Here is a 20,317-nt window from a genome sequence, read left to right as displayed (position 1 = left end):
AATGCCCTGCTAAGTATAAGTAGCAGGGCACTTGCCTTTAAGCTAATTTTTTATAACGTACACGATGAGGCTGTGCAGCGGCTTCACCTAAGCGCTTTTTGCGATCTTCTTCATATTCGCTGTAGTTGCCTTCAAAGAAAAGAACGCTGCCATCATCTTCATAAGACAGAATATGTGTGGCGATACGGTCTAAGAACCAACGATCATGCGAGATCACCACGGCTGAACCTGGGAAATCTAATAAGGCTTCTTCTAAGGCGCGTAGTGTTTCTACGTCAAGATCGTTTGAGGGTTCGTCGAGTAAGAGGACATTGCCGCCTTGTTTTAAGGTGAGCGCTAAATGTAGACGACCACGTTCACCGCCGGATAAATCTTTAACAAATTTTTGTTGGTCAGCACCTTTGAAGTTAAAACGACCTACATAACCACGTGATGGTACTTCGTAGTTCCCAACTTTAATCATGTCTGAGCCGTCAGAAATTTGTTCCCAAACGGTTTTATTTCCAGATAGATGATCACGGTGCTGGTCAACGCTGGCAATTTGTACGGTATCGCCTAGGATAATTTCGCCTGCATCGGGCTGTTGCTCGCCAGTAATCATACGAAAGAGTGTTGATTTACCTGCGCCGTTGCCACCAATCACACCCACAATAGCGCCTTTAGGAATAGCAAAAGATAGATTATCAATTAAGACACGATCGCCAAAACCTTTGCGCACACCATGGAACTCAATAACCTTGTCGCCTAAACGGGGGCCTGCAGGAATATAGATTTCGTTAGTTTCGCTGCGTTTTTGGAATTCTTGTGATTGCATTTCTTCAAAGCGAGCAAGACGCGCTTTAGATTTAGATTGGCGAGCTTTGGCACCTTTGCGTACCCATTCAAGCTCAGACTTCATGGCCTTGCTATGAGCAGCTTCTTGTTTAGCTTCTTGTTCTAAGCGTGATGCTTTGGCTTCTAACCATTGAGAGTAGTTACCTTCAAATGGAATGCCTTGCCCGCGGTCAAGCTCAAGAATCCAGCCGGCTACATTGTCTAAGAAATAGCGGTCGTGGGTAATAGCCACTACAGTACCAGGGAAATCATGTAAGAAGCGCTCTAGCCAAGCGACTGAGTCAGCATCTAAGTGGTTCGTTGGCTCATCGAGCAATAACATATCTGGGCCAGAAAGCAGTAAACGGCATAAAGCAACACGGCGTTTTTCTCCGCCTGATAGATGCTCAATTTTAGCCTCCCATTCAGGCAGGCGCAGAGCATCCGCTGCAACTTCTAGTTGACGCTCAAGATTATGGCCGTCAGCTGATTGCAAAATAGCTTCAAGTTTGGCTTGTTCTGTTGCTAATGCATCAAAGTCAGCATCAGGTTCTGCATAAGCGGCATAGACCTCATCAAGACGCTGTTGTGCATTTTTAATTTCGCTAACAGCTTCTTCAACAATTTCACGTACTGTTTTGTTAGGGTCAAGTTGTGGTTCTTGTGGTAAGTAGCCCACTTTAATACCAGGCATTGGGCGAGCTTCGCCATCAAATTCTTTATCTACGCCTGCCATAATACGTAACAGCGTTGATTTACCAGCACCGTTTAAACCGAGTACGCCAATTTTGGCGCCAGGAAAAAACGACAATGAGATATCTTTTAGAATTTCGCGCTTAGGTGGCACAACCTTGCTCAGGCGGTGCATTGTAAAAACATATTGAGACATGAAGTACCTAATATTAGAGTAAAAAGAGCCAGTGCTCAAATTGGCGCCAACCTACTTTAAACGGCAAAAGTAAGCAATGATGAGTGAGATTATAACCAGCTTTAATTAACTTGCTAATGCTTAAACCATTTTATCTAAACTGAGACTGGTTCATCTTTTCAATCAGGTTTCGGTGGTATAAAGCATGCTTGTCTGAAGCGCGAAATAGAGAGCAAGTTTATGATGAGGAAAAAAGCAATTGCGTTATTGGTGTTGCTCAGTATTTGTAATCTTTCTCTTGCGAGTGAAAAAGAGCTCTCTACCACTGAAACAAATAACGAAAATAAAACAGTGGATTGGTACCTAGAACATCCTAATGACTTGGCTGCTAAAATTTTGGATTGCAGTACGCCAGAAGCAATTGATGGCGACTGTGATCTAGCGTTAGAAGCCATGTTAGTCAGTATGAAGTAGCTATTTGCTTCTAAGTGAATAAGCCTTATGACGATTGTGATCGTCTTTCATGTGCCAATCCAGATTTTCTAGGGTAGAATAACCCGCTTCCTAATCTTGCCCAGTAATTCTAGGGGATCGCCATGTTCAGCCGTGATTTGACTATCGCTCGTTTTGACGCAGAACTTTATGACGCTATGCAAAAAGAAGCACAGCGCCAAGAAGATCATATTGAGCTTATTGCCTCAGAAAACTACACCAGCCCTGCGGTAATGGAAGCACAAGGTTCTGTGCTCACCAACAAATACGCTGAAGGCTATCCTGGAAAACGTTATTACGGTGGTTGCGAGTTTGTTGACACTGTTGAACAGCTAGCCATTGATCGCGCTAAAGAATTATTTGGTGCGGACTATGCCAACGTCCAGCCACATGCCGGTTCACAGGCTAACGCAGCCGTGTACTTAGCTTTAGTTGAGGCCGGCGATACTATTTTAGGTATGAGTCTGGCACATGGCGGACACTTGACCCACGGTGCTTCTGTTAGCTCATCAGGTAAGCTTTATAATGCTGTTCAATACGGTATTACGGCTGAAGGCCTAATTGACTACGAAGAAGTTGAGCGCTTAGCGCTAGAACATAAGCCAAAAATGATTGTTGCAGGCTTCTCTGCTTATTCTCAAGTGTTAGATTTTCCACGTTTCCGTGAAATTGCTGACAAGGTAGGGGCTTATTTATTCGTAGATATGGCGCACGTAGCAGGTTTAGTAGCGGCCGGTGTTTATCCTAACCCTGTGCCTTATGCTGATGTTGTTACTACTACAACCCACAAAACATTACGTGGCCCACGTGGTGGTTTGATTCTGGCAAAAGCGAATCCAGATATTGAGAAAAAACTAAACTCAGCCGTGTTCCCTGGTTCTCAAGGTGGTCCTTTAGAGCATGTGATTGCCGGTAAAGCCATCTGCTTTAAAGAAGCACTGCAACCTGAGTTTAAAACCTACCAGCAGCAAGTTGTGAAAAATGCACAAGCTATGGCTCAAGTATTTATTGAGCGTGGCTTTGATGTGGTTTCTGGTGGCACACAAAACCATCTATTCTTGCTTTCGCTGATTAAGCAAGATATTACAGGTAAAGATGCTGATGCTGCGTTAGGCCGTGCTTTTATTACAGTTAATAAAAACTCTGTGCCTAATGATCCACGCTCACCATTTGTCACTTCTGGTTTACGTATTGGTACCCCAGCGGTAACAACCCGCGGTTTCAAAGAAGCCGAATGTCGTGATTTAGCTGGCTGGATTTGCGATATCTTAGCTGACTTAAATAATGAAGCAGTTATTGATGCTGTGCGTGCAAAGGTACAAGCTGTTTGTGCGAAATTCCCAGTCTATGCTAAATAAGCAAGCTGTTACCTAACGAGCTGTTTCATAAAAACCCAAGCCTAGTGCTTGGGTTTTTTATTAAATAAAATAAAACTAACCAGTCATTAAAAAAACATACTTTGCAACAATAGAGGTGTTTTAGGTTTATTCTGATATTCAGGTATTTGACAGCCCATCTTTTGTTTTTATTGCAGGATTAATAATTTTATTAATATTTTATTGCTGTTTTTTATAGTATTTTAATATGCTTATAATTTTGTAAAAAATTAAATATCTTGTTACCTCTGCTTTTCTGTTGATGGGTTAACTAGTGAAAAAATGCTAACTACACTGATCACAGACCTTAATAGACAATAAAGAGAAACCTTATGCAAAAGCTAATTATGAAACAGAAGCAAGGTTCGGAGCAGCAGGTGTTTGTTGAAGAAATGCGGCATTTTGATGATGTTTATCGTGTTGTTGATGAATTTGGTAACCCTTCTATTAGTACCGTTGAAGTTGAGCTGGTTGAGTATGGTAATCATGTAGTTAATAGCTTGTTATATACAGATTGCTATTGGTTGCGTGAGGGTAGAGTCATCCCTGTAATGATGCTGGCAGATGAAGAAAGTCTCAGTGAAGTAGTGGTTTTAGAGTCTTTGTAATGGGGTTTTCATTTTTCCTTTAGACTAATAAACTACGCCTCGTAAATTCTCATAAAAACGAGTATTAGGTATTGCTATGCATAAACTGACAGTTAGGTTTAATGATCAGGAAGATTTTGACTTTCTAGTGCTTGAACTAGAAGAAAACGACAATATCTTTAAGATCATTGACGAAACTGGGCACCCAACACCTTACACTGTGAAAGCTAATATTGTTACAGCCACAGGTGAGAGCATCGAAGAGTTAATTCACTTTGACTGTTTACGGATTAACCCAGATAAATCTGTTTCTGCCATTGTCATGACAGATGATAAAGACGAACAACTGCTAGGTACGCTAAGCGCATTAGTAGAAACTACTCCTAAAGAGGCAGTAGCTGAGTAATTAAGGGATTAAGTAAAGCCGAGCTTTGATTATGACTAGCTCGGCTTTTTTATGGGTACTTAAATTAATTTAAGCGATTGGCATCTAGTAGAGTAAATTGTCGCCCTTCACGCCATCCTGCCGTTTCAATACAGATAACATTACTTAGTTGAACAGGTTGCTCCACCACAGTATGGCCAATAATAATGCGATGAATGCCAGAAATAGGTTGGTCAATAGCATTTCTCACGCGTGAGCGTGACCATTGACAGGCTTGGATCAGTGTTTGGTTAGGGCTTGGTGGTAGTACTTCTTGTTTTAAGTCTTGCCAGTTATTAATAGGGCAGTCAGCATGCACTATACCAATAGCGCCTTGATCTGTTTCTAACTCAATAAGCAGTGGCAGCTTAGCAAGCCGGTTGACTATCATGGAGCGCTTTTCTGGTGGTTCGCGATAAAACCATTCTCCACCGTGGGTTTGATGGTGCTTGCGGGCTTGTCCAGCATAGAGAAAAGAGTCAATTACAAGTTGCTCATGATTGCCACGCACAGCAAAAAACCAAGGCTTTTTTAACCACTTTGTTACTTTATGGCTTTCTGCACCACGGTCAACCATATCCCCCACGCTAAACAGGCGATCTACTTCTGAATTGAAATGAATCTCATCTAGGCAGGCTTTGAGTTTGCTAAAGGCACCGTGAATATCTCCAACAATAAAGTCGCGTCCGCTGCGGTTTTTGCTCACATGCTGTATTAATGGACACATGGATAACCTAAATCCTTAAACAAGTAATGCTAAGCCCATCAGCATAGCCGAATTACTTAGGCATTGGGTAGGCGCAGATTTTTGTTGTATCACAGAAATATGACAATAAGGCTAATCAACAACCCCAGTTACACGCACACGGCGGCTGGCAGCAGTACTTACTGTGGGTTGGGTTTGCCGCTTAGCAATAAAAGCGTCAATAGCATTTTTAGCTGCAATAAGTAAACCTAAGACCAAGAAAGCACCAGGAGGCAATATCGCTAAAAGGAATTCTTTGTAATCGGGGAATACAACCCAGCGCCAGTTTTCTGCTATGGCGCCAAATAATAAGTGCATATTGTGGAAGAGCACGCCTGTGCCTAATAGTTCACGGGTGGCACCTATAGCTAATAGTACGCAAGCAAAACCTGTACCCATAATAAAACCGTCATAGGTTGAAGCCAGTACCTTATTTTTTGCGGCAAAGGCTTCCGCACGGCCTAAAATGATGCAGTTTGTAGTGATCAGTGGAATAAAAATACCGAGTATTTGATACAGCTGATAGGTGAAGGCTTGCATCAAGAGTTCTATGCACGTAGTGAGTGCGGCAATAATCATAACAAAGATAGGCAGGCGTACTGCTGGCGTTACCGCATTACGAATTAAAGAAACGCCAGCATTAGAGAAGGCAAGCACCAACATAGTAGCTAAACCTAAGCCTAATGCGTTAACAACAGAGTTACTCGTACCTAATAAAGGGCATAAGCCCAGTAGTTGTACTAAGCCAGGGTTATTTTTCCATAAGCCATTAATGGTGAGTTCTTTATAACTAACACTCATGGCGTTACCTCATGTTGCTGGGCATAGTTCATCAAAATCTGGTTTTTTTCATGTTCAAAAAAAACCAAGCTGTTATGCACGGCTTTAACTACAGCGCGTGGTGTAATGGTCGCTCCTGCAAATTGGTCAAAAGCGCCCTGATCTTTTTTTACCCCCCAGCCTGACGTCTGTGGATTAGCTAAGCTTTTATCAGTAAAAGAAAGAATCCATGGGCTTTTGCTGAGTTCTATTTTGTCGCCTAGGCCAGGGGTTTCTTTATGCTGCAGAACACGTACCCCGGTTACTTGACCGTCTAGTCGAATACCAATAAGAAGCTTAATAGTTCCACTGTAACCATCAGGCGCTATTACCTGTAACACCAGTGCAGAAGGCTGGTTGTTTTTGCTAGCAACATAGGCGGGCAATGCTTTATCTGTGCCTAATAGTGAGTTTTTCAGTTCAATTTGGCTAGCTAGTAGGTCATTGTCATAAAGATCTTTTGGCAGTACTTCTGCTAACGCCAGGTTTTGCGCGTGCCTTTGTGCTTGCTCAATACGTTTGGCGGTTGATTGCTGAGTAATGGCAATAATACCAACAGTCACTATGGCAAATATTCCTAAAACTAAACTATTTTTTAGGATAGAACGGCTTAAATCAGGCATGCTTAGTGATCTCCTGTTTTAAAGCCGCGGACTGCCTTTTTATGGCCATAGCTGCGAGGCTTGGTGAAGTAATCAATAGTGGGTGCGCAAAGATTTAAGAGTAATACAGCAAAAGCCATACCATCAGGGTAGCCACCCAATGCACGAATAACATAGGTAATTACACCGACACCAGCGCCAAAGATAAGCCGCCCTTTAACGCTTGTAGCGCCAGAAACGGGATCTGTGATAATAAAAAACGCACCTAGCATGGTAGCGCCGGTAAATAAGTGAAAGAGGGGGGAACCATGGCTTTCTGAACCTGTGCCATTCCAAAAAATCAGGCTCATAAGACTTAAACTGAGCAGCATGGCGATAGGCGCATGCCAACTAATAACGCGCTTATACAGGAGAAATAGACCACCTAATAAAAAACCAAGATTGACCCATTGGCTAGGTGCTCCACCTAAACTACCAAAGCTAAGAGGGTGGTTAGTATAAAGTTCATCTAAGGTCAGCTTCTGATTGGTTTTCAGTAAATCTAAAGCGGTGGCTTGACTCCAGCCATCAGGCAGCGTGTTCCCTAAGACGCTTTGTAAGCCCAGTGTAATAGAGGTTTCAGGCGTAAGCCATGAGGTCATATCCACTGGAAAGGAAATGAGTACAACAACATAGCCTAGCATGGCGGGGTTAAACGGGTTTTGCCCTAATCCACCATAAAGATGCTTACCAAAAATCATGGCAAAGAAAACTGCAATAAACACCAGCCACCAGGGTGCATAAGGGGGTAAGGCTAATGCTAATAAAATAGCAGTCACCAGTGCGCTGGCATCTTTTAAATAAAAGCTAACTGGGCGTTGGCGTAACTTGACCACACTAGTTTCTAAAATAAGGGCAAAGCTAATGGCCAGAATAAGGTTAGATAAAGGGCCTAATCCATAAAAATAAGATAATACGGCAAAACCAGGAACGCAGGCCAAAGCAACTAACAACATCACGCGCTGTGTTCGATTGTTACCTTGAGTGTGAGGTGAGGTTATAGGTGACAGTGTCATCATAGCTCCAAATAGATGCTAGTTAACTAGCTATGTTCCTGTTCAATGCGTTGTAAAGCTTGTTCGGCTAGCTCTAACTCTTGGCTTAGCTGGGCAATTAACTGCGGCTCGGCTTGACTTTTCTCTGCTTTACGCAAAGCGGCCTTTTTCATGGCCAGCTCAATTTTGGCTTTCTTTATGAGCATGGCTGATTCAGTGTTAGTTGCTACCTGAGCAGTGCTTGGCGGCGTTGCTTGGCCAATATTAGCTTGCTCAAGTTCAGCTTGCTTTTGCTGTACTATCTGGCTTAGTTGCTGGAGCTGTTCAGCCTCCGCATTAGCTTGTTCGGCTTTGCGTAAAGCCGCTTTTGCCATAGCTAGTTCAATTTTCAGTTTCTTTTGTTCTGCCTGTATGGGATGAGCATCCTTAGGCTGTAGATTTTCTGCTTCTGGCGTTTTCTCAAGGGCTATTAATTTCTGCTGTGCTTGCTCAACTAGTACTTCTAATGCTTGAATTTGCTCTATAGGCTGCTCAGCTTTTTGCGCTTTTTTAACGGCGGCTTTAGCCATGGCTAGTTCGATTTTAGCTTTTTTCGCTGCCTCAGAAACAGGCTGGATAGCTGCGTTCGTGGCTGCTGCTTGCGGCTGTGCATCGGCTAATGCCTGTGCTGCTTGCTGTGCTGCTTGTTGGAGTAATTCTACCTGTTGTTTCAGCGTTTCTGTGCCATGTTCGTTGAGCTGTTTTTCAGCTTTTTTCAACGCCGCCGCTGTCATGCTTGCCTCTATTTTCAAGCGTTTTAACTGGTCATCAGATACGGCTGTTTTACACGTATCTGATGAATTTCCTTGTAATGCTTTGATTTGTGCTTCTTGCTGTGCAATTTGGGCTTGGAGGCGTTGAATTTGCTGGTCAATACTCACTTTAGCTTCTTGCTCATATTGCTTTTGAGCTTTTTTCAAAGCCACTTTGCTCATGCTAAGTTCGATTTTGAGTTTCTTTAATGACTCATCGCTAGCCTTTGTTGTTACGCTGGTTTCTGTACTTGTTGAGGCTGTTTGTGAGCGAGCGGCCGCGCGCTCAGCTCGAGCTTTACGCTCAGCTTCTTTACGTTCTTCTTCATGTAGTAAGCGTTCTTGGCGAGCATCAAAGCGCTCTTTAGCTTGCTGGGCTTTGAGCTGTTTGCGCTGCTGTTGGCGTATTTCACCTTTGGCAGCGCGGTAATACTGCACCAATGGAATACTAGAGGGGCAAACATAGGCGCAGGCTCCGCATTCAATACAATCAAATAAATGATGAGTTTGAAGTTGCTCGTATTGTTCGCCCAAAGCAAAGAAATGCAGTTGTTGTGGTAGCAGGCTAGCAGGGCAAACCTCAGCACAGTCACCACAGCGTATGCAAGGCATAGCCGGAGCAGGCGGTGGTAATTCTTGCTCAGTAGCGGCAATAATGCAGTTACTAGTAATAGTGATGGGGGCTTGGCTATTATCTATAGTAAAGCCCATCATGGGGCCGCCGGATATCAGGCGTGATACTTCAGATGTGCAGCCAGCCAAGCGCAGTAAGTATTCAACGCTAGTGCCTATTAGTACTTCATAATTACCTGGTTGAGTTAAAGCTTGGCCAGTTAATGTAGTGATACGCGAGATAATAGGTTTGCCTGTTAAGACGCGCTCAGCAATGGCCGTAACAGTACCCACGTTTTGACAGAGTATGCCAATATCTGCTGGGATTTTTCCACTGGGTACTTCTTGGCCAGTAAGGATTTGAATCAGCTGCTTTTCACCGCCAGAAGGATAGATAGTAGGTAGCTCAGCCACCTGAAAGTTGGTTTCGCAACAGGCTTTACGCATAGCAGACAATGCTTGCGGCTTATTATCTTCAATACCAATAATGACCCTTTGTGGCTCAACTAAATGAGTCAATATATGAATGCCTTGTACGATTTGTTCAGCCCGTTCACGCATAAGTAAATCGTCAGCTGTGATATAAGGCTCGCACTCAGTACCATTAATAATAAGCGTTTCAATGGCGTGTTTAGGCGCTAATTTAATGGCAGTTGGAAAACCAGCCCCCCCCATCCCACTAATACCGGCATCACGAATAAAGTTGAGCAAATCAACTTTAGTTAAGGATTGGTAATCAGTAATGGGATCAAGCGAACACCACTGATCTTGCCCATCACAATCAAGCACAATGGATAAACAACTTTGCCCTGAAACATGTAAATATGGGCGTTGCTCAATAGCGCTAATAACACCAGAGCTAGGTGCATGCATATTAATACTAAGAGCACTAGCCGCAGTGGCAATTAATTGACCTTTTAAGACTAGATCGCCTACTGCAACACAGGGAATAGCGGGCGCGCCAATGTGTTGTTGTAATGGAATAATCAGTTGTTGAGGAACGCCAGCTACTTGAATAGGTGTTTGGTTTGACAGTGTTTTACATTCTTTAGGATGTACGCCACCCGTAAGGGCATGAAGCTGAAGTTCACTCATAGAATATGCCCCTTATCTGTTGCAATAAGCTGGCTAGCTGGAAGCGGCATGTCCCATTTCCATGTCTGTAAGTTAGTAGCTATTGGAAGCATATCAATACAGTCAACAGGGCAAGGTTCAACACAGAGATCACAGCCTGTGCATTCACTTATAATGACGGTATGCATTTGTTTTGCAGCCCCTACAATAGCATCCACAGGGCACGCCTGAATGCATTTGGTACAGCCTATGCATTCATCTTCACGGATATAGGCGACCATTTCAGGTTTTTCGCCTTCCGCCGCATCCAGTGGTTCGGGATCAACCCCCAGTAGCTCAGCTAGTGCCTCAATAGTAGCTTCACCCCCAGGCGGGCACTTATTAATTTTATCACCAGCGGCAATGGCCTCGGCATAAGGTTTGCATCCTGGATAACCACACTGGCCACATTGTGTTTGGGGTAATAGTTGGTTGATTTGGTCTGCAATAGGGTCGCCTTCAACTTTAAAACGTACCGCAGCAAAACCTAAAATAGCACCAAATATCAGGCATAGAATGAGCAAAACAGCAACCGCAGTAATAATCATGCTCATAGCTTAATAAGCCCACTAAAGCCCATAAAAGCTAGAGACATTAAGCCAGCGGTAATCATCGCAATAGCAGAACCTTGAAAGGGTTTAGGCACATCAGCAATGGCAATACGTTCACGCATGGCGGCAAATAACACTAAAACCAATGAAAAGCCTATACCCGCCGCAAAGCCATTTAAGCTGGCGGTTAAGAAGGTATATTCACTGTGGTTAGCATTGAGCAGTGCAACCCCAAGTACGATGCAGTTAGTTGTAATCAAGGGAAGAAATATACCCAGAACGCGATAGAGTACAGGGCTAGTTTTGTTTACCACCATTTCAGTAAATTGAACAACCACAGCAATCACCAAAATAAAACTAATGGTGCGCAAAAACTCTAGATCCAAGGGTTTGAGAATGTAGTTTTGCACTAAATAGCTGCAAATAGCGGCAATGGTGAGGACAAAGGTTGTTGCTAAAGACAAACCAATGGCGGTTTCAATTTTTTTCGACACGCCCATAAAAGGGCATAGTCCCAAAAACTGAACGAGCACGAAGTTATTGACTAAAATCGCACTGATTAAAATTAGTAGAAGTTCGCTCATTATTATCAGGCTATAAACCACAGTAGTAAGGGTATTATCGGATAGCTGTTAGACGGTAACAAGCCATAAAAAAATCTTAACTAAAAGAGTGGTGGTTTAAGCGCTGTATTTAGTGAGTAAAATCAAATTTTCTAGCTATTGCGCTCTTTTGTCGCAGTCTCCCTACATTGGTCGAATTACTAGACCAAGGTCGGCTGTGCATTGAAAGGAAAGTCTCTAAATTGGCAGCTACGTAAAGTATACGTAGTTGAGATAAGCGGGAGTAGGAGTAGCTAAAACAAACAAGATTTCTACGAAATAATAAGAATCAAACTGAATACACTTTAGATTGGCCGTAACAAAAAACTCTTGAATGAATATCACATTCAATTAATAAAAAAGGCGACCAAATTACGAAGATCTCGTGATTGAGGTTAAGCCCTTTGCTTATAAGGGGATTTATATGCAAAAAGATGTGGTGGAAGCGGTGCTTAAACACCCTAAATACCATGAGCTAGTTAGACGTCGCACGCGTTTAAGCATGACGTTCTTCTGGATCGCGCTCGCGCTCTATACGGGTTTTATTTTAACATTGGCCTATGTGCCAAAACTATTTGCTACGCCTTTAGCGAGCGGAATGGTATTGAATTGGGGGCTGTTGTGTGGGTTTTTGATCATTATCGTGGCAGTGCTAATGATCATGCTGTATGTGCGTTTATCAAATAAGCATTTTGACCCAATGCTAGAAGAAATTGTGAGGGACGTAGAATGAAAAAATTTCTCATCAGCGCCTCTTTATTGTCTTTGATAGCACAGCCAGCGTTTGCAGCAACAGGTAAGCCTAATACATCTGCTATTGTGATGTTTCTCCTGTTTATTGCAGCAACCATGATGATTACATGGTGGGCAGCACGCAAAACTCAAACTACCGCCGATTTCTATACAGCAGGTGGTGGTATTTCAGGCTTTCAAAACGGCTTAGCTATTGCGGGCGACTATATTTCTGCAGCTTCTTTCTTAGGAATTGCAGGTATGGTTTACGTCAGTGGTTATGATGGCGTTATTTATGCTATCGGCTTCTTGTTCGGTTGGCCTGTGGTTATGTTCTTGGTGGCAGAGCGCTTGCGTAACTTGGGGCGCTTTAACTTTGCAGACGTTACCTCGTATCGCATGCAACAAACCCCCATGCGCTTATTGGCAGCCAGTGCCTCTTTACTTGTTATTGCGCTTTACTTAATCGCGCAAATGGTGGGTGCAGGCAAGCTGATTGTGTTGCTATTTGGTATCGAATATAAGATTTCAGTCATTATCATTGGTGTACTAATGATGGTTTATGTTTTCTTCGGTGGCATGACAGCAACAACTTGGGTGCAAATTATTAAAGCTGTATTGATGTTGTTTGGTGCAACCTTAATGACAGGTTTAGTACTTTACGCCTTTAATTTCAGTCCAGATGCCTTATTGAAAGAGGCTGTTACTGTTCACCCGCAAGGTATGGCACTGCTTGAGCCAAGCCAAAAAGCAATTGGCAATCCGCTTAATGCAATTTCTCTAGGTATTGCATTGGCCTTTGGTACAGCCGGCTTACCACACATTCTAATGCGTTTCTTTACCGTATCCAGCGCACAAGAAGCACGTAAATCAGTAGTGTGGGCCAGTGGTTGGATTGGCTACTTCTACTTATTAACGTTCATCATTGGTTTCGGTGCTATTGCGTTATTGCACAAGAACCCAGAGTTCTTCACCAATACCAATGGTGAAATTGATATTGTGAATGGCCTAATTGGCGGTGCCAACATGGCGGCTGTGCACTTAGCTGGCGCTGTGGGCGGTAATCTATTACTTGGCTTCTTAGCAGCAGTAACTTTTGCCACTATTGTTGCAGTAGTTGCAGGTTTAGCTTTGGCAGGTGCGGCAAGTATTGCACATGACCTGTATGCCAATGTGATCGCACGTGGACGTTCTACTGAAAAAACAGAAATGCGAATCTCTAAAATCTCTATTTTGGTTCTAGGTGGTTTGTCTATTCTGTTGGGTATTGTGTTTGAAAATCAAAACGTAGCCTTCATGGTTGGCTTAGCATTCGCAATTGCGGCCAGTGCTAACTTCCCAGTGCTAGTGCTATCTATTTCATGGCGCGGATGTACTACACGTGGCGCGGTTATCGGTGGCTTCATTGGCCTGATCTCAGCAACATTATGGGTAGTATTTAGCCAAACAGTATGGGTTGACGTGTTGGGATACTCTACACCGTTAGTACCTTTCCCGAACCCTGGTATTGTTTCAATTCCATTGGCATTCCTTTCTATTTGGTTCTTCTCTGTTACTGACAAGACCAAACGTGCAGAGGAAGAGCGTGAGGCATTTACTGCACTTACTGTTCGTAGCCAAACAGGTATTGGCCGTAGTCAAGCCGTTGATCACTAGTTGTTAATTGCATCATTAAAACCAGCACCTTGGGTGCTGGTTTTTTTATATAAATTGCATAACACAGTGTAATAGAGATTTAATTCTGATAAATATGAGCATAATCGGCAGACAGATAGCCATAGCAAATCTATAATGACCTGCATTTAGATCTAAGCTTAGGTAGTAATAGGTGAAAATACTGATTACAGGTGGTGCTGGCTTTATCGGCTCGGCCGTTATTCGGCACATTATATCCAATACACAAGATACAGTAATTAATCTTGATAAACTTACCTACGCTGGCAATCTTGAGTCATTGCTAGAGGTTAGCTCTAGTGCGCGCTACAGTTTCGAGCACATTGATATTTGTAATGCGGTTGAATTAAATCGTGTATTTACTCAGTATCAACCAGATGCAGTGATGCACTTAGCGGCTGAGTCGCATGTCGACCGTTCTATTGATGGTCCAGCCGAGTTTATTCAAACAAATATCATAGGTACCTATACGCTGTTAGAAGCAACGCGTCAGTATTGGTCTCAATTGGATGCGCTCAAACAGCAAAACTTTCGTTTTCATCATATTTCAACAGATGAAGTCTACGGCGATTTACCTCATCCCAGCGACTTTGATAATACCCAAGAGTACTTATTTACAGAGCAAACATCCTATGCGCCTAGCTCACCCTATTCAGCCAGCAAGGCTAGTTCAGATCATCTTGTGCGAGCATGGCAGAGAACCTATGGTTTACCTACGCTAGTAACCAACTGCTCAAATAACTATGGGCCTTATCATTTTCCAGAAAAACTCATTCCACTGGTTATTTTAAATGCATTAGAAGGTAAGCCTCTGCCTATTTATGGCAAAGGTGACCAAATTCGCGATTGGCTCTATGTTGAAGATCACGCACGAGCACTGTACACCGTAGTGACCCAAGGCGCTGTAGGGCAAACCTACAATATAGGTGGGCATAATGAAAAAACTAACTTAGAAGTCGTGCAGAGTATTTGCCAGCTATTGAATGAGTTAGCACCGAACAACGCAAACTATATGGGTTTAATTACCCACGTCACCGACCGACCTGGGCATGATCGCCGCTATGCAATTGATGCAAGCAAAATAAAACGTGATCTTAATTGGGTTCCAGAAGAAAGCTTTGAATCAGGCTTACGTAAAACGGTACAGTGGTATCTTGAAAATCAAGCCTGGTGTCGCCGAGTTCAGGATGGCAGCTACCAACGCCAACGTTTAGGAGTTTCACAGTGAGTCATTCTACCAAGGGTATTGTTTTAGCAGGCGGCTCAGGCACACGCTTATACCCCATTACCAAGGGCGTATCTAAACAGCTACTACCTATTTACGACAAGCCCATGATCTACTATCCATTGTCTGTGTTAATGCTGGCAGGGATACGTGATATTTTGCTGATTAGCACCCCCGAAGATATTAGCGGTTACCAACGCCTACTGGGTGACGGTAGCGATTTTGGTATTCAGCTAAGCTACGCGGTTCAGCCTAGCCCAGATGGTTTAGCACAAGCTTTTATTATTGGTGAAGACTTTATTGGTGAAAGTAATGTGTGCTTAGTATTAGGCGATAACATTTTTTATGGTCAAGGCTTTGGCCCAATGCTGCGCGCTGCAGCAGCCCAGCCCACAGGTGCTACTGTATTTGGTTATCAAGTAAAAGACCCAGAGCGCTTTGGTGTAGTGGAATTTGATCAAGAAAAGCGCGCTATTTCAATCGAGGAAAAACCCCTTAAGCCAAAATCAAATTTTGCTGTCACAGGCTTATATTTTTACGATAACAGTGTTGTTGAATTGGCTAAACAAGTAAAACCTTCTGCCCGCGGCGAGCTAGAAATTACCAGCATTAATCAAGCGTACTTAGAGCGTGGCGAGTTAAAAGTCGAATTACTAGGCCGCGGGTTTGCGTGGCTAGACACAGGCACACACGAAAGCTTACTTGAAGCAGGCATGTTTGTTGAAACTATCGAAAAACGCCAAGGCTTTAAAGTCGCTTGCTTAGAAGAAATTGCCTTTAATAATGGTTGGCTAAGCAAAGAAATACTTATGCAACAAGCACAAGCGTTAAGTAAAAATGGTTATGGGCAGTATTTGTTGTCTTTAGTGGAGAGAACAATATGTCATTAATTCAGTTGCTTGACTTGCCTGAGCTTGGAGATGAACGAGGTTCACTGGTCGCGATAGAAGAATTAAAAACTATTCCATTTCAAATTAAACGGGTGTATTACATCTACGGCACACAAGAAAAGGTAGCACGAGGATTCCATGCTCACAAAAAGCTACAGCAGCTTGCAATTTGTGTTGCAGGAAAATGCAAAATGATCCTAGATGATGGCACACAGCGTGAAGAGGTTTGGTTAGACTCGCCTAATAAAGCTGTGTTAATAGGAAATTTATGGCATGAAATGCATGACTTTAGTCAAGATTGTGTTCTGCTTGTACTTGCAAGTGAGCCTTATGATGAAGCTGATTATATTAGAGACTATCAAGAGTTTTTGAGAGTAGTTAAGTTATGATTTTAGAATCTAAGACAATTCGCCTTCGTTTGGTTGAAGAAGCGGATGCTGAATTTATTTTAAGTTTAAGATTAGATAATAGATATAACCAGTTTTTATCGTTGGTTGACTCTAATCTTGCTGGGCAAATTTCATGGATTAGATCATATAAATTAGAAGAAAAAGAAAAAAAACAATACTATTTTGTTATTGAAAGGCTTGATGGGGTGCGATGTGGAACTATTAGAGTATACGATCTAAAACTAGACTCATTTTGCTGGGGAAGTTGGATATTGAATGAAAATAAAACTCGCTATTCAGCTTTGGAAAGTGCTTTTTTAATTTATCAGTTTGGTTTTGAAATTCTTGGTTATAATAAATCTCATTTTGATGTAATGAAGGAGAATAAAAGTGTTATTTCATTTCATAAAAAAATGGGGGCCAATATTGTACGTGAAGATTCAATTAATTTTTATTTTGAGATTTTAAAAGAAACTGTAGAGAGTACAAGAAAACAGATTAAAGAGAAATTTAAGTTATGATTCCTTTCTTAGATTTAAAAACAATAAACGCTCAGTACCGTGATGAGTTAATAGACGCATGCACTCGAGTTATTGATAGTGGTTGGTATATTAATGGTAAAGAATTAACTCAATTTGAATCAGGGTTTGCTAAATACTGTGGAACGCAATTTACTATTGGTGTTGCTAACGGCTTAGATGCCTTAATTTTAGTATTGCGCGCATGGCTGGAAATGGGAAAACTATGTAAAGGAGATGAGGTTCTAGTTCCTTCTAATACCTATATTGCAAGCATATTAGCAATTAGCGCAAATGGACTAGTACCTGTTTTGGTTGAGCCAGATATTGATACTTACAATATATGCCCCAAAAATATTGTAAATAAAATTACTCAGAAAACCAAAGTTATCTTGCCTGTGCACTTATATGGGCAGCTAGCCAATATGCCTGAGATTATGGCAATTGCAAAGCAACATAACCTCTTAGTGCTTGAAGATGCTGCACAAGCACATGGAGCCCACATTAATGGAAGAAAGGCAGGTAATTGGGGTGATGCTGCAGGTTTTAGTTTTTATCCAGGTAAAAATTTAGGTGCATTAGGTGATGCTGGTGCTATAACTACTAATGATCCTGAGCTAGCAGAAACTCTTATGGCATTAAGAAACTATGGGGCGCATGAAAAATATAAAAATATTTTTCAAGGCCTTAATAGCCGGCTAGATGAAATACAAGCTGCCATGCTCTCTGTTAAATTAGCCTATTTAGATCAAGAAACCACTATACGTCAGCAAATAGCTAAACAATATCTTGCAGAAATAAATAACCCGCTAATTACACTACCAAAATATATTAACGAAACAGCACATGTATTTCATGTATTTACTGTGCGTTGCCAAAATCGCAATGCATTACAAAAACATTTAGAAAGCCATGGAATACAAACATTAATACATTATCCGATACCACCACATAAACAACAAGCTTATAAGGAATGGAATGAATTTTCTTACCCTGTTAGTGAGAAAATACACGCAGAAATACTAAGTATTCCTATAAGTCCTGTAATAAATAAAGAACAAGTTTGTGCGGTTGTTAAAGCATGTAGTTTGTATATGGTTTAAATGATGGGATTAATTAAAACCAGTATATTAAATGCGATAGCGGTCATTATTAAAATGCTAACTTTGTTGGGTATTAACAAAATTTTAGCTATTTATGTTGGGCCTGCTGGCTACGCTGCGCTTGGGCAGTTTCAGAATGCAGTGCAAATGATTACCACTTTCGCAAGCGGTGCAGTGAATACAGGCGTTGTTAAATATACTGCAGAATATCATGCAGATCCTGATAAACAAATTGCTGTTTGGAGAACGGCCGGGACAATAACTATTTATGGTTCTTTATTTTCTGCATTGTTAATTGCTATTTTAAATAAACCATTAGCTCAATGGTTTTTACAAGATCAAAGCTATGGTAGTGTCTTTTTATGGTTTTCAGCTACTTTGGTTTTTTTTACATTGAACACACTATTGTTAGCTATCTTGAATGGAAAAAAAGATGTTGTTAAATATGTTATTGCAAATATTTTAGGTAGCATATTTACTTTAATTATAACTACTGTAATGGCAGTAAAATTTGGAATATATGGTGCTTTAGTTTCTTTAGCTATTTATCAGTCATTGGCTTTTTTTGTGACTTTAATTATTTGCCTAAAAGCACCTTGGTTTAGGATTGGCAATTTATACGGTAAGGTTGACAAGAAAGTTGCAATTAACCTTGCAAAGTATACTGCTATGGCTGTTACTTCAGCAGTATGTGTTCCACTAACACAAATTTTTATTCGAAATCATATTGGTCAAACCTTAGGCTGGGAAAGTGCTGGTTACTGGGAAGCCATGTGGCGTTTAAGTAGTGCCTATCTCCTTTTTTTTACAACAGTGCTTGGTGTTTATTATTTACCTAGAATTTCAGAAATTACAGACTTTAAAGAGTTAAAGAAAGAAATTTGGGCAGGCTATAAACTTATTTTTCCGCTGACTGTATTTTCTGGATTATTAGTATATTTACTAAGAGACTGGATTATAGTATTTCTATTTTCGAAAGATTTTTTACCAATGAGCAGTTTATTTGCTTGGCAAATGGTAGGTGACAGCCTAAAAATTGCTAGTTGGCTACTGGCGTACATCATGCTAGGGCGGGCATATGTGAAGTTGTTTATTGTAAGTGAAATTTTTTTCAGTTTGTTTTTTTGTTTTATGGTTTTTAATTTTACTAGCTATTTTAAATTAGAAGCTGCTTCTATAGCATATGCAATAAATTATTTATTTTATTTTATTTTTATTTTTATTTCATTATTTAATATAAAATATAAAGGGTTTGAGTATGAATGAGCGTCCATTGGTATCTATTGTTGTCCCTTGCTATAACCATGAAAATTTTGTACAAGAAACTATTCAAAGCATTATTGATCAAGATTATAAAAATATTGAATTGATTATTATTGATGATGGCTCAAAAGATAACTCAGTTTCGATGATTCAAAAACTAGTACCTGCTTGTGAAGCCCGCTTTGTTCGGTTTGAGTTCAGGCATAGGCAGAATAAAGGATTATGCGCGACATTAAATGAAGGCTTAGCTTGGAGTCGTGGGCAATATTTTTCACCCTCAGCATCAGATGATATTTTAGAATTTGATAAAATTTCTATTCAAGTAAATATTTTAAATAAAGAACATACTGAAGATATTGCAGGAGTCTTTACAGGGATTTCTATAATAAATGAAAGTAAAGAGATTATTAAGATTAGAGGGGCGAACAAGGTGATTGGGTTTAGAGAAGCCTTTCTCCGTTCTGCTTTAATGCCAGGCCAAGCATTTATGGCGAAACGTTCCATTTTGAATGAGGTTTCTGGTTATAATGAAAATTTCAAAATTGAAGACTTAGATTTGTTTTTAAGAATTTGCTCTGCTGGTTATTTCCTTGTCTCTATTAATAAACCTTTAGTTTATTATAGGCAGCATGAGAATAATCTTTCTTCTAATTTTAATATTATGCTAGATGCAGTGAAAAATATTTTAGCACAATATAGCAATAACCCATTGTATGCTAAAGCTTTAAGTAATAGCATTATGATTGAGGCTCATGGAGTTCAACGGAGTAGTAAAAGAAAATCATGGTATGTAATGTTTGATGCTATAAAAACTTATCCATTGAATATTTTTAGTAAATCATTTGTATGGTATTTTATTAAGTTTTTAAAATGAAAATATTGATTATTATTACTGGGTTAGGCATGGGAGGAGCAGAGCATCAAGTTTGTGATTTAGCTGACTTCTTTTCATCATTAGGACATAGTGTTTCTATTGTATCACTTACAGGGGAAGCGATAGTTAAACCTAAAAATGAAAGTGTAGTTGTTTACTCACTATATATGGAAAAAACATTTATTGGTTTTTTAAAAGCCTATTTTAAAACAAAAAAAAT

General features: G+C 40.9%; 21 protein-coding genes and 1 pseudogene. 14 read left to right on the top strand and 8 right to left on the bottom strand.

Going from position 1 to position 20,317, the window contains the following annotated elements:
* Positions 1-37: 37 nt before the first annotated feature.
* Complete coding sequence (ettA, locus tag VQ643_RS14570) at positions 38-1,702, bottom strand: energy-dependent translational throttle protein EttA (protein ID WP_414200785.1); 1,665 nt, start codon at positions 1,700-1,702, stop codon at positions 38-40.
* A gap of 219 nt (positions 1,703-1,921) precedes the next feature.
* Between ettA and VQ643_RS14565 the strand changes: the two genes are divergently transcribed.
* The 4 genes from VQ643_RS14565 to VQ643_RS14550 all read left to right on the top strand — a co-directional run bounded on the left by VQ643_RS14565 (position 1,922) and on the right by VQ643_RS14550 (position 4,542).
* Positions 1,922-2,155, top strand: a complete 234-nt coding sequence (locus VQ643_RS14565; RefSeq protein WP_414200782.1) for a hypothetical protein — start codon at positions 1,922-1,924, stop codon at positions 2,153-2,155.
* Positions 2,156-2,277: 122 nt separating this feature from the next.
* The gene (gene glyA, locus VQ643_RS14560; protein ID WP_414200779.1) at positions 2,278-3,531 is read left to right on the top strand and encodes a serine hydroxymethyltransferase; all 1,254 of its coding nucleotides are present in this window, start codon (positions 2,278-2,280) and stop codon (positions 3,529-3,531) included.
* A gap of 350 nt (positions 3,532-3,881) precedes the next feature.
* Complete coding sequence (locus VQ643_RS14555; protein WP_414200777.1) at positions 3,882-4,157, top strand: hypothetical protein; 276 nt, start codon at positions 3,882-3,884, stop codon at positions 4,155-4,157.
* A 76-nt stretch (positions 4,158-4,233) separates the two neighbouring features.
* Positions 4,234-4,542: a hypothetical protein gene (locus tag VQ643_RS14550; protein ID WP_414200775.1), complete on the top strand. Its 309-nt coding sequence runs from the start codon at positions 4,234-4,236 to the stop codon at positions 4,540-4,542.
* 64 nt (positions 4,543-4,606) lie between these two features.
* Here VQ643_RS14550 and VQ643_RS14545 read toward each other — a convergent pair whose 3' ends face one another.
* From VQ643_RS14545 to rsxA, 7 genes are all read right to left on the bottom strand, one after another.
* Positions 4,607-5,287 (bottom strand): metallophosphoesterase, encoded by a 681-nt coding sequence (locus VQ643_RS14545; RefSeq protein WP_414200773.1) that lies wholly within the window; start codon positions 5,285-5,287, stop codon positions 4,607-4,609.
* Positions 5,288-5,398: 111 nt separating this feature from the next.
* A complete protein-coding gene (locus VQ643_RS14540) occupies positions 5,399-6,106 on the bottom strand; it encodes an electron transport complex subunit E (RefSeq protein WP_414200770.1) in 708 nt (235 codons plus the stop codon).
* On the bottom strand, positions 6,103-6,747 hold the full coding sequence (rsxG, locus tag VQ643_RS14535; RefSeq protein WP_414200768.1) for an electron transport complex subunit RsxG: 645 nt from the start codon (positions 6,745-6,747) through the stop codon (positions 6,103-6,105). The genes VQ643_RS14540 and rsxG overlap by 4 nt, the downstream gene beginning before the upstream one ends.
* A gap of 2 nt (positions 6,748-6,749) precedes the next feature.
* Positions 6,750-7,781 (bottom strand): RnfABCDGE type electron transport complex subunit D, encoded by a 1,032-nt coding sequence (locus VQ643_RS14530; RefSeq protein WP_414200766.1) that lies wholly within the window; start codon positions 7,779-7,781, stop codon positions 6,750-6,752.
* Between the two features lie 26 nt (positions 7,782-7,807).
* Positions 7,808-10,258, bottom strand: coding sequence for an electron transport complex subunit RsxC (gene rsxC, locus VQ643_RS14525; RefSeq protein WP_414200764.1), 2,451 nt, complete (start codon positions 10,256-10,258; stop codon positions 7,808-7,810).
* The gene (rsxB, locus tag VQ643_RS14520; protein WP_414200761.1) at positions 10,255-10,830 is read right to left on the bottom strand and encodes an electron transport complex subunit RsxB; all 576 of its coding nucleotides are present in this window, start codon (positions 10,828-10,830) and stop codon (positions 10,255-10,257) included. Before rsxB ends, rsxC begins: the two co-directional genes overlap by 4 nt.
* Positions 10,827-11,411, bottom strand: coding sequence for an electron transport complex subunit RsxA (gene rsxA, locus VQ643_RS14515; RefSeq protein WP_414200758.1), 585 nt, complete (start codon positions 11,409-11,411; stop codon positions 10,827-10,829). Before rsxA ends, rsxB begins: the two co-directional genes overlap by 4 nt.
* Before the next feature lie 442 nt (positions 11,412-11,853).
* Between rsxA and VQ643_RS14510 the strand changes: the two genes are divergently transcribed.
* The 10 genes and pseudogenes from VQ643_RS14510 to VQ643_RS14465 form a co-directional block, all read left to right on the top strand.
* Complete coding sequence (locus tag VQ643_RS14510) at positions 11,854-12,162, top strand: DUF485 domain-containing protein (protein WP_414200755.1); 309 nt, start codon at positions 11,854-11,856, stop codon at positions 12,160-12,162.
* On the top strand, positions 12,159-13,817 hold the full coding sequence (gene actP / locus VQ643_RS14505) for a cation/acetate symporter ActP (RefSeq protein ID WP_414200753.1): 1,659 nt from the start codon (positions 12,159-12,161) through the stop codon (positions 13,815-13,817). The genes VQ643_RS14510 and actP overlap by 4 nt, the downstream gene beginning before the upstream one ends.
* A gap of 172 nt (positions 13,818-13,989) precedes the next feature.
* Positions 13,990-15,063 (top strand): dTDP-glucose 4,6-dehydratase, encoded by a 1,074-nt coding sequence (gene rfbB, locus VQ643_RS14500; protein WP_414200751.1) that lies wholly within the window; start codon positions 13,990-13,992, stop codon positions 15,061-15,063.
* Complete coding sequence (rfbA, locus tag VQ643_RS14495; RefSeq protein WP_414200748.1) at positions 15,060-15,950, top strand: glucose-1-phosphate thymidylyltransferase RfbA; 891 nt, start codon at positions 15,060-15,062, stop codon at positions 15,948-15,950. Before rfbB ends, rfbA begins: the two co-directional genes overlap by 4 nt.
* A complete protein-coding gene (locus tag VQ643_RS14490; RefSeq protein WP_414200745.1) occupies positions 15,941-16,339 on the top strand; it encodes a sugar 3,4-ketoisomerase in 399 nt (132 codons plus the stop codon). The genes rfbA and VQ643_RS14490 overlap by 10 nt, the downstream gene beginning before the upstream one ends.
* The gene (locus VQ643_RS14485; RefSeq protein ID WP_414200743.1) at positions 16,336-16,860 is read left to right on the top strand and encodes a GNAT family N-acetyltransferase; all 525 of its coding nucleotides are present in this window, start codon (positions 16,336-16,338) and stop codon (positions 16,858-16,860) included. The genes VQ643_RS14490 and VQ643_RS14485 overlap by 4 nt, the downstream gene beginning before the upstream one ends.
* On the top strand, positions 16,857-17,960 hold the full coding sequence (locus VQ643_RS14480) for a DegT/DnrJ/EryC1/StrS family aminotransferase (RefSeq protein ID WP_414200740.1): 1,104 nt from the start codon (positions 16,857-16,859) through the stop codon (positions 17,958-17,960). The genes VQ643_RS14485 and VQ643_RS14480 overlap by 4 nt, the downstream gene beginning before the upstream one ends.
* Before the next feature lie 3 nt (positions 17,961-17,963).
* Positions 17,964-19,226 (top strand): O-antigen translocase, encoded by a 1,263-nt coding sequence (locus VQ643_RS14475; protein WP_414200737.1) that lies wholly within the window; start codon positions 17,964-17,966, stop codon positions 19,224-19,226.
* Positions 19,219-20,097, top strand: coding sequence for a glycosyltransferase family 2 protein (locus VQ643_RS14470; protein ID WP_414200735.1), 879 nt, complete (start codon positions 19,219-19,221; stop codon positions 20,095-20,097). The genes VQ643_RS14475 and VQ643_RS14470 overlap by 8 nt, the downstream gene beginning before the upstream one ends.
* A pseudogene (locus tag VQ643_RS14465) lies at positions 20,094-20,317 on the top strand (glycosyl transferase family 1); the annotation flags it as partial. The gene VQ643_RS14470 and the pseudogene VQ643_RS14465, both read left to right, overlap by 4 nt.

The sequence above is a fragment of the Pseudomonas sp. F1_0610 genome (assembly GCF_047470865.1).
GTDB lineage: Bacteria > Pseudomonadota > Gammaproteobacteria > Pseudomonadales > Pseudomonadaceae > JAZDRH01.
The sequence above is the reverse complement of the archived record's forward strand: the minus strand, read 5'-3'. Positions and strand labels throughout refer to the sequence as shown.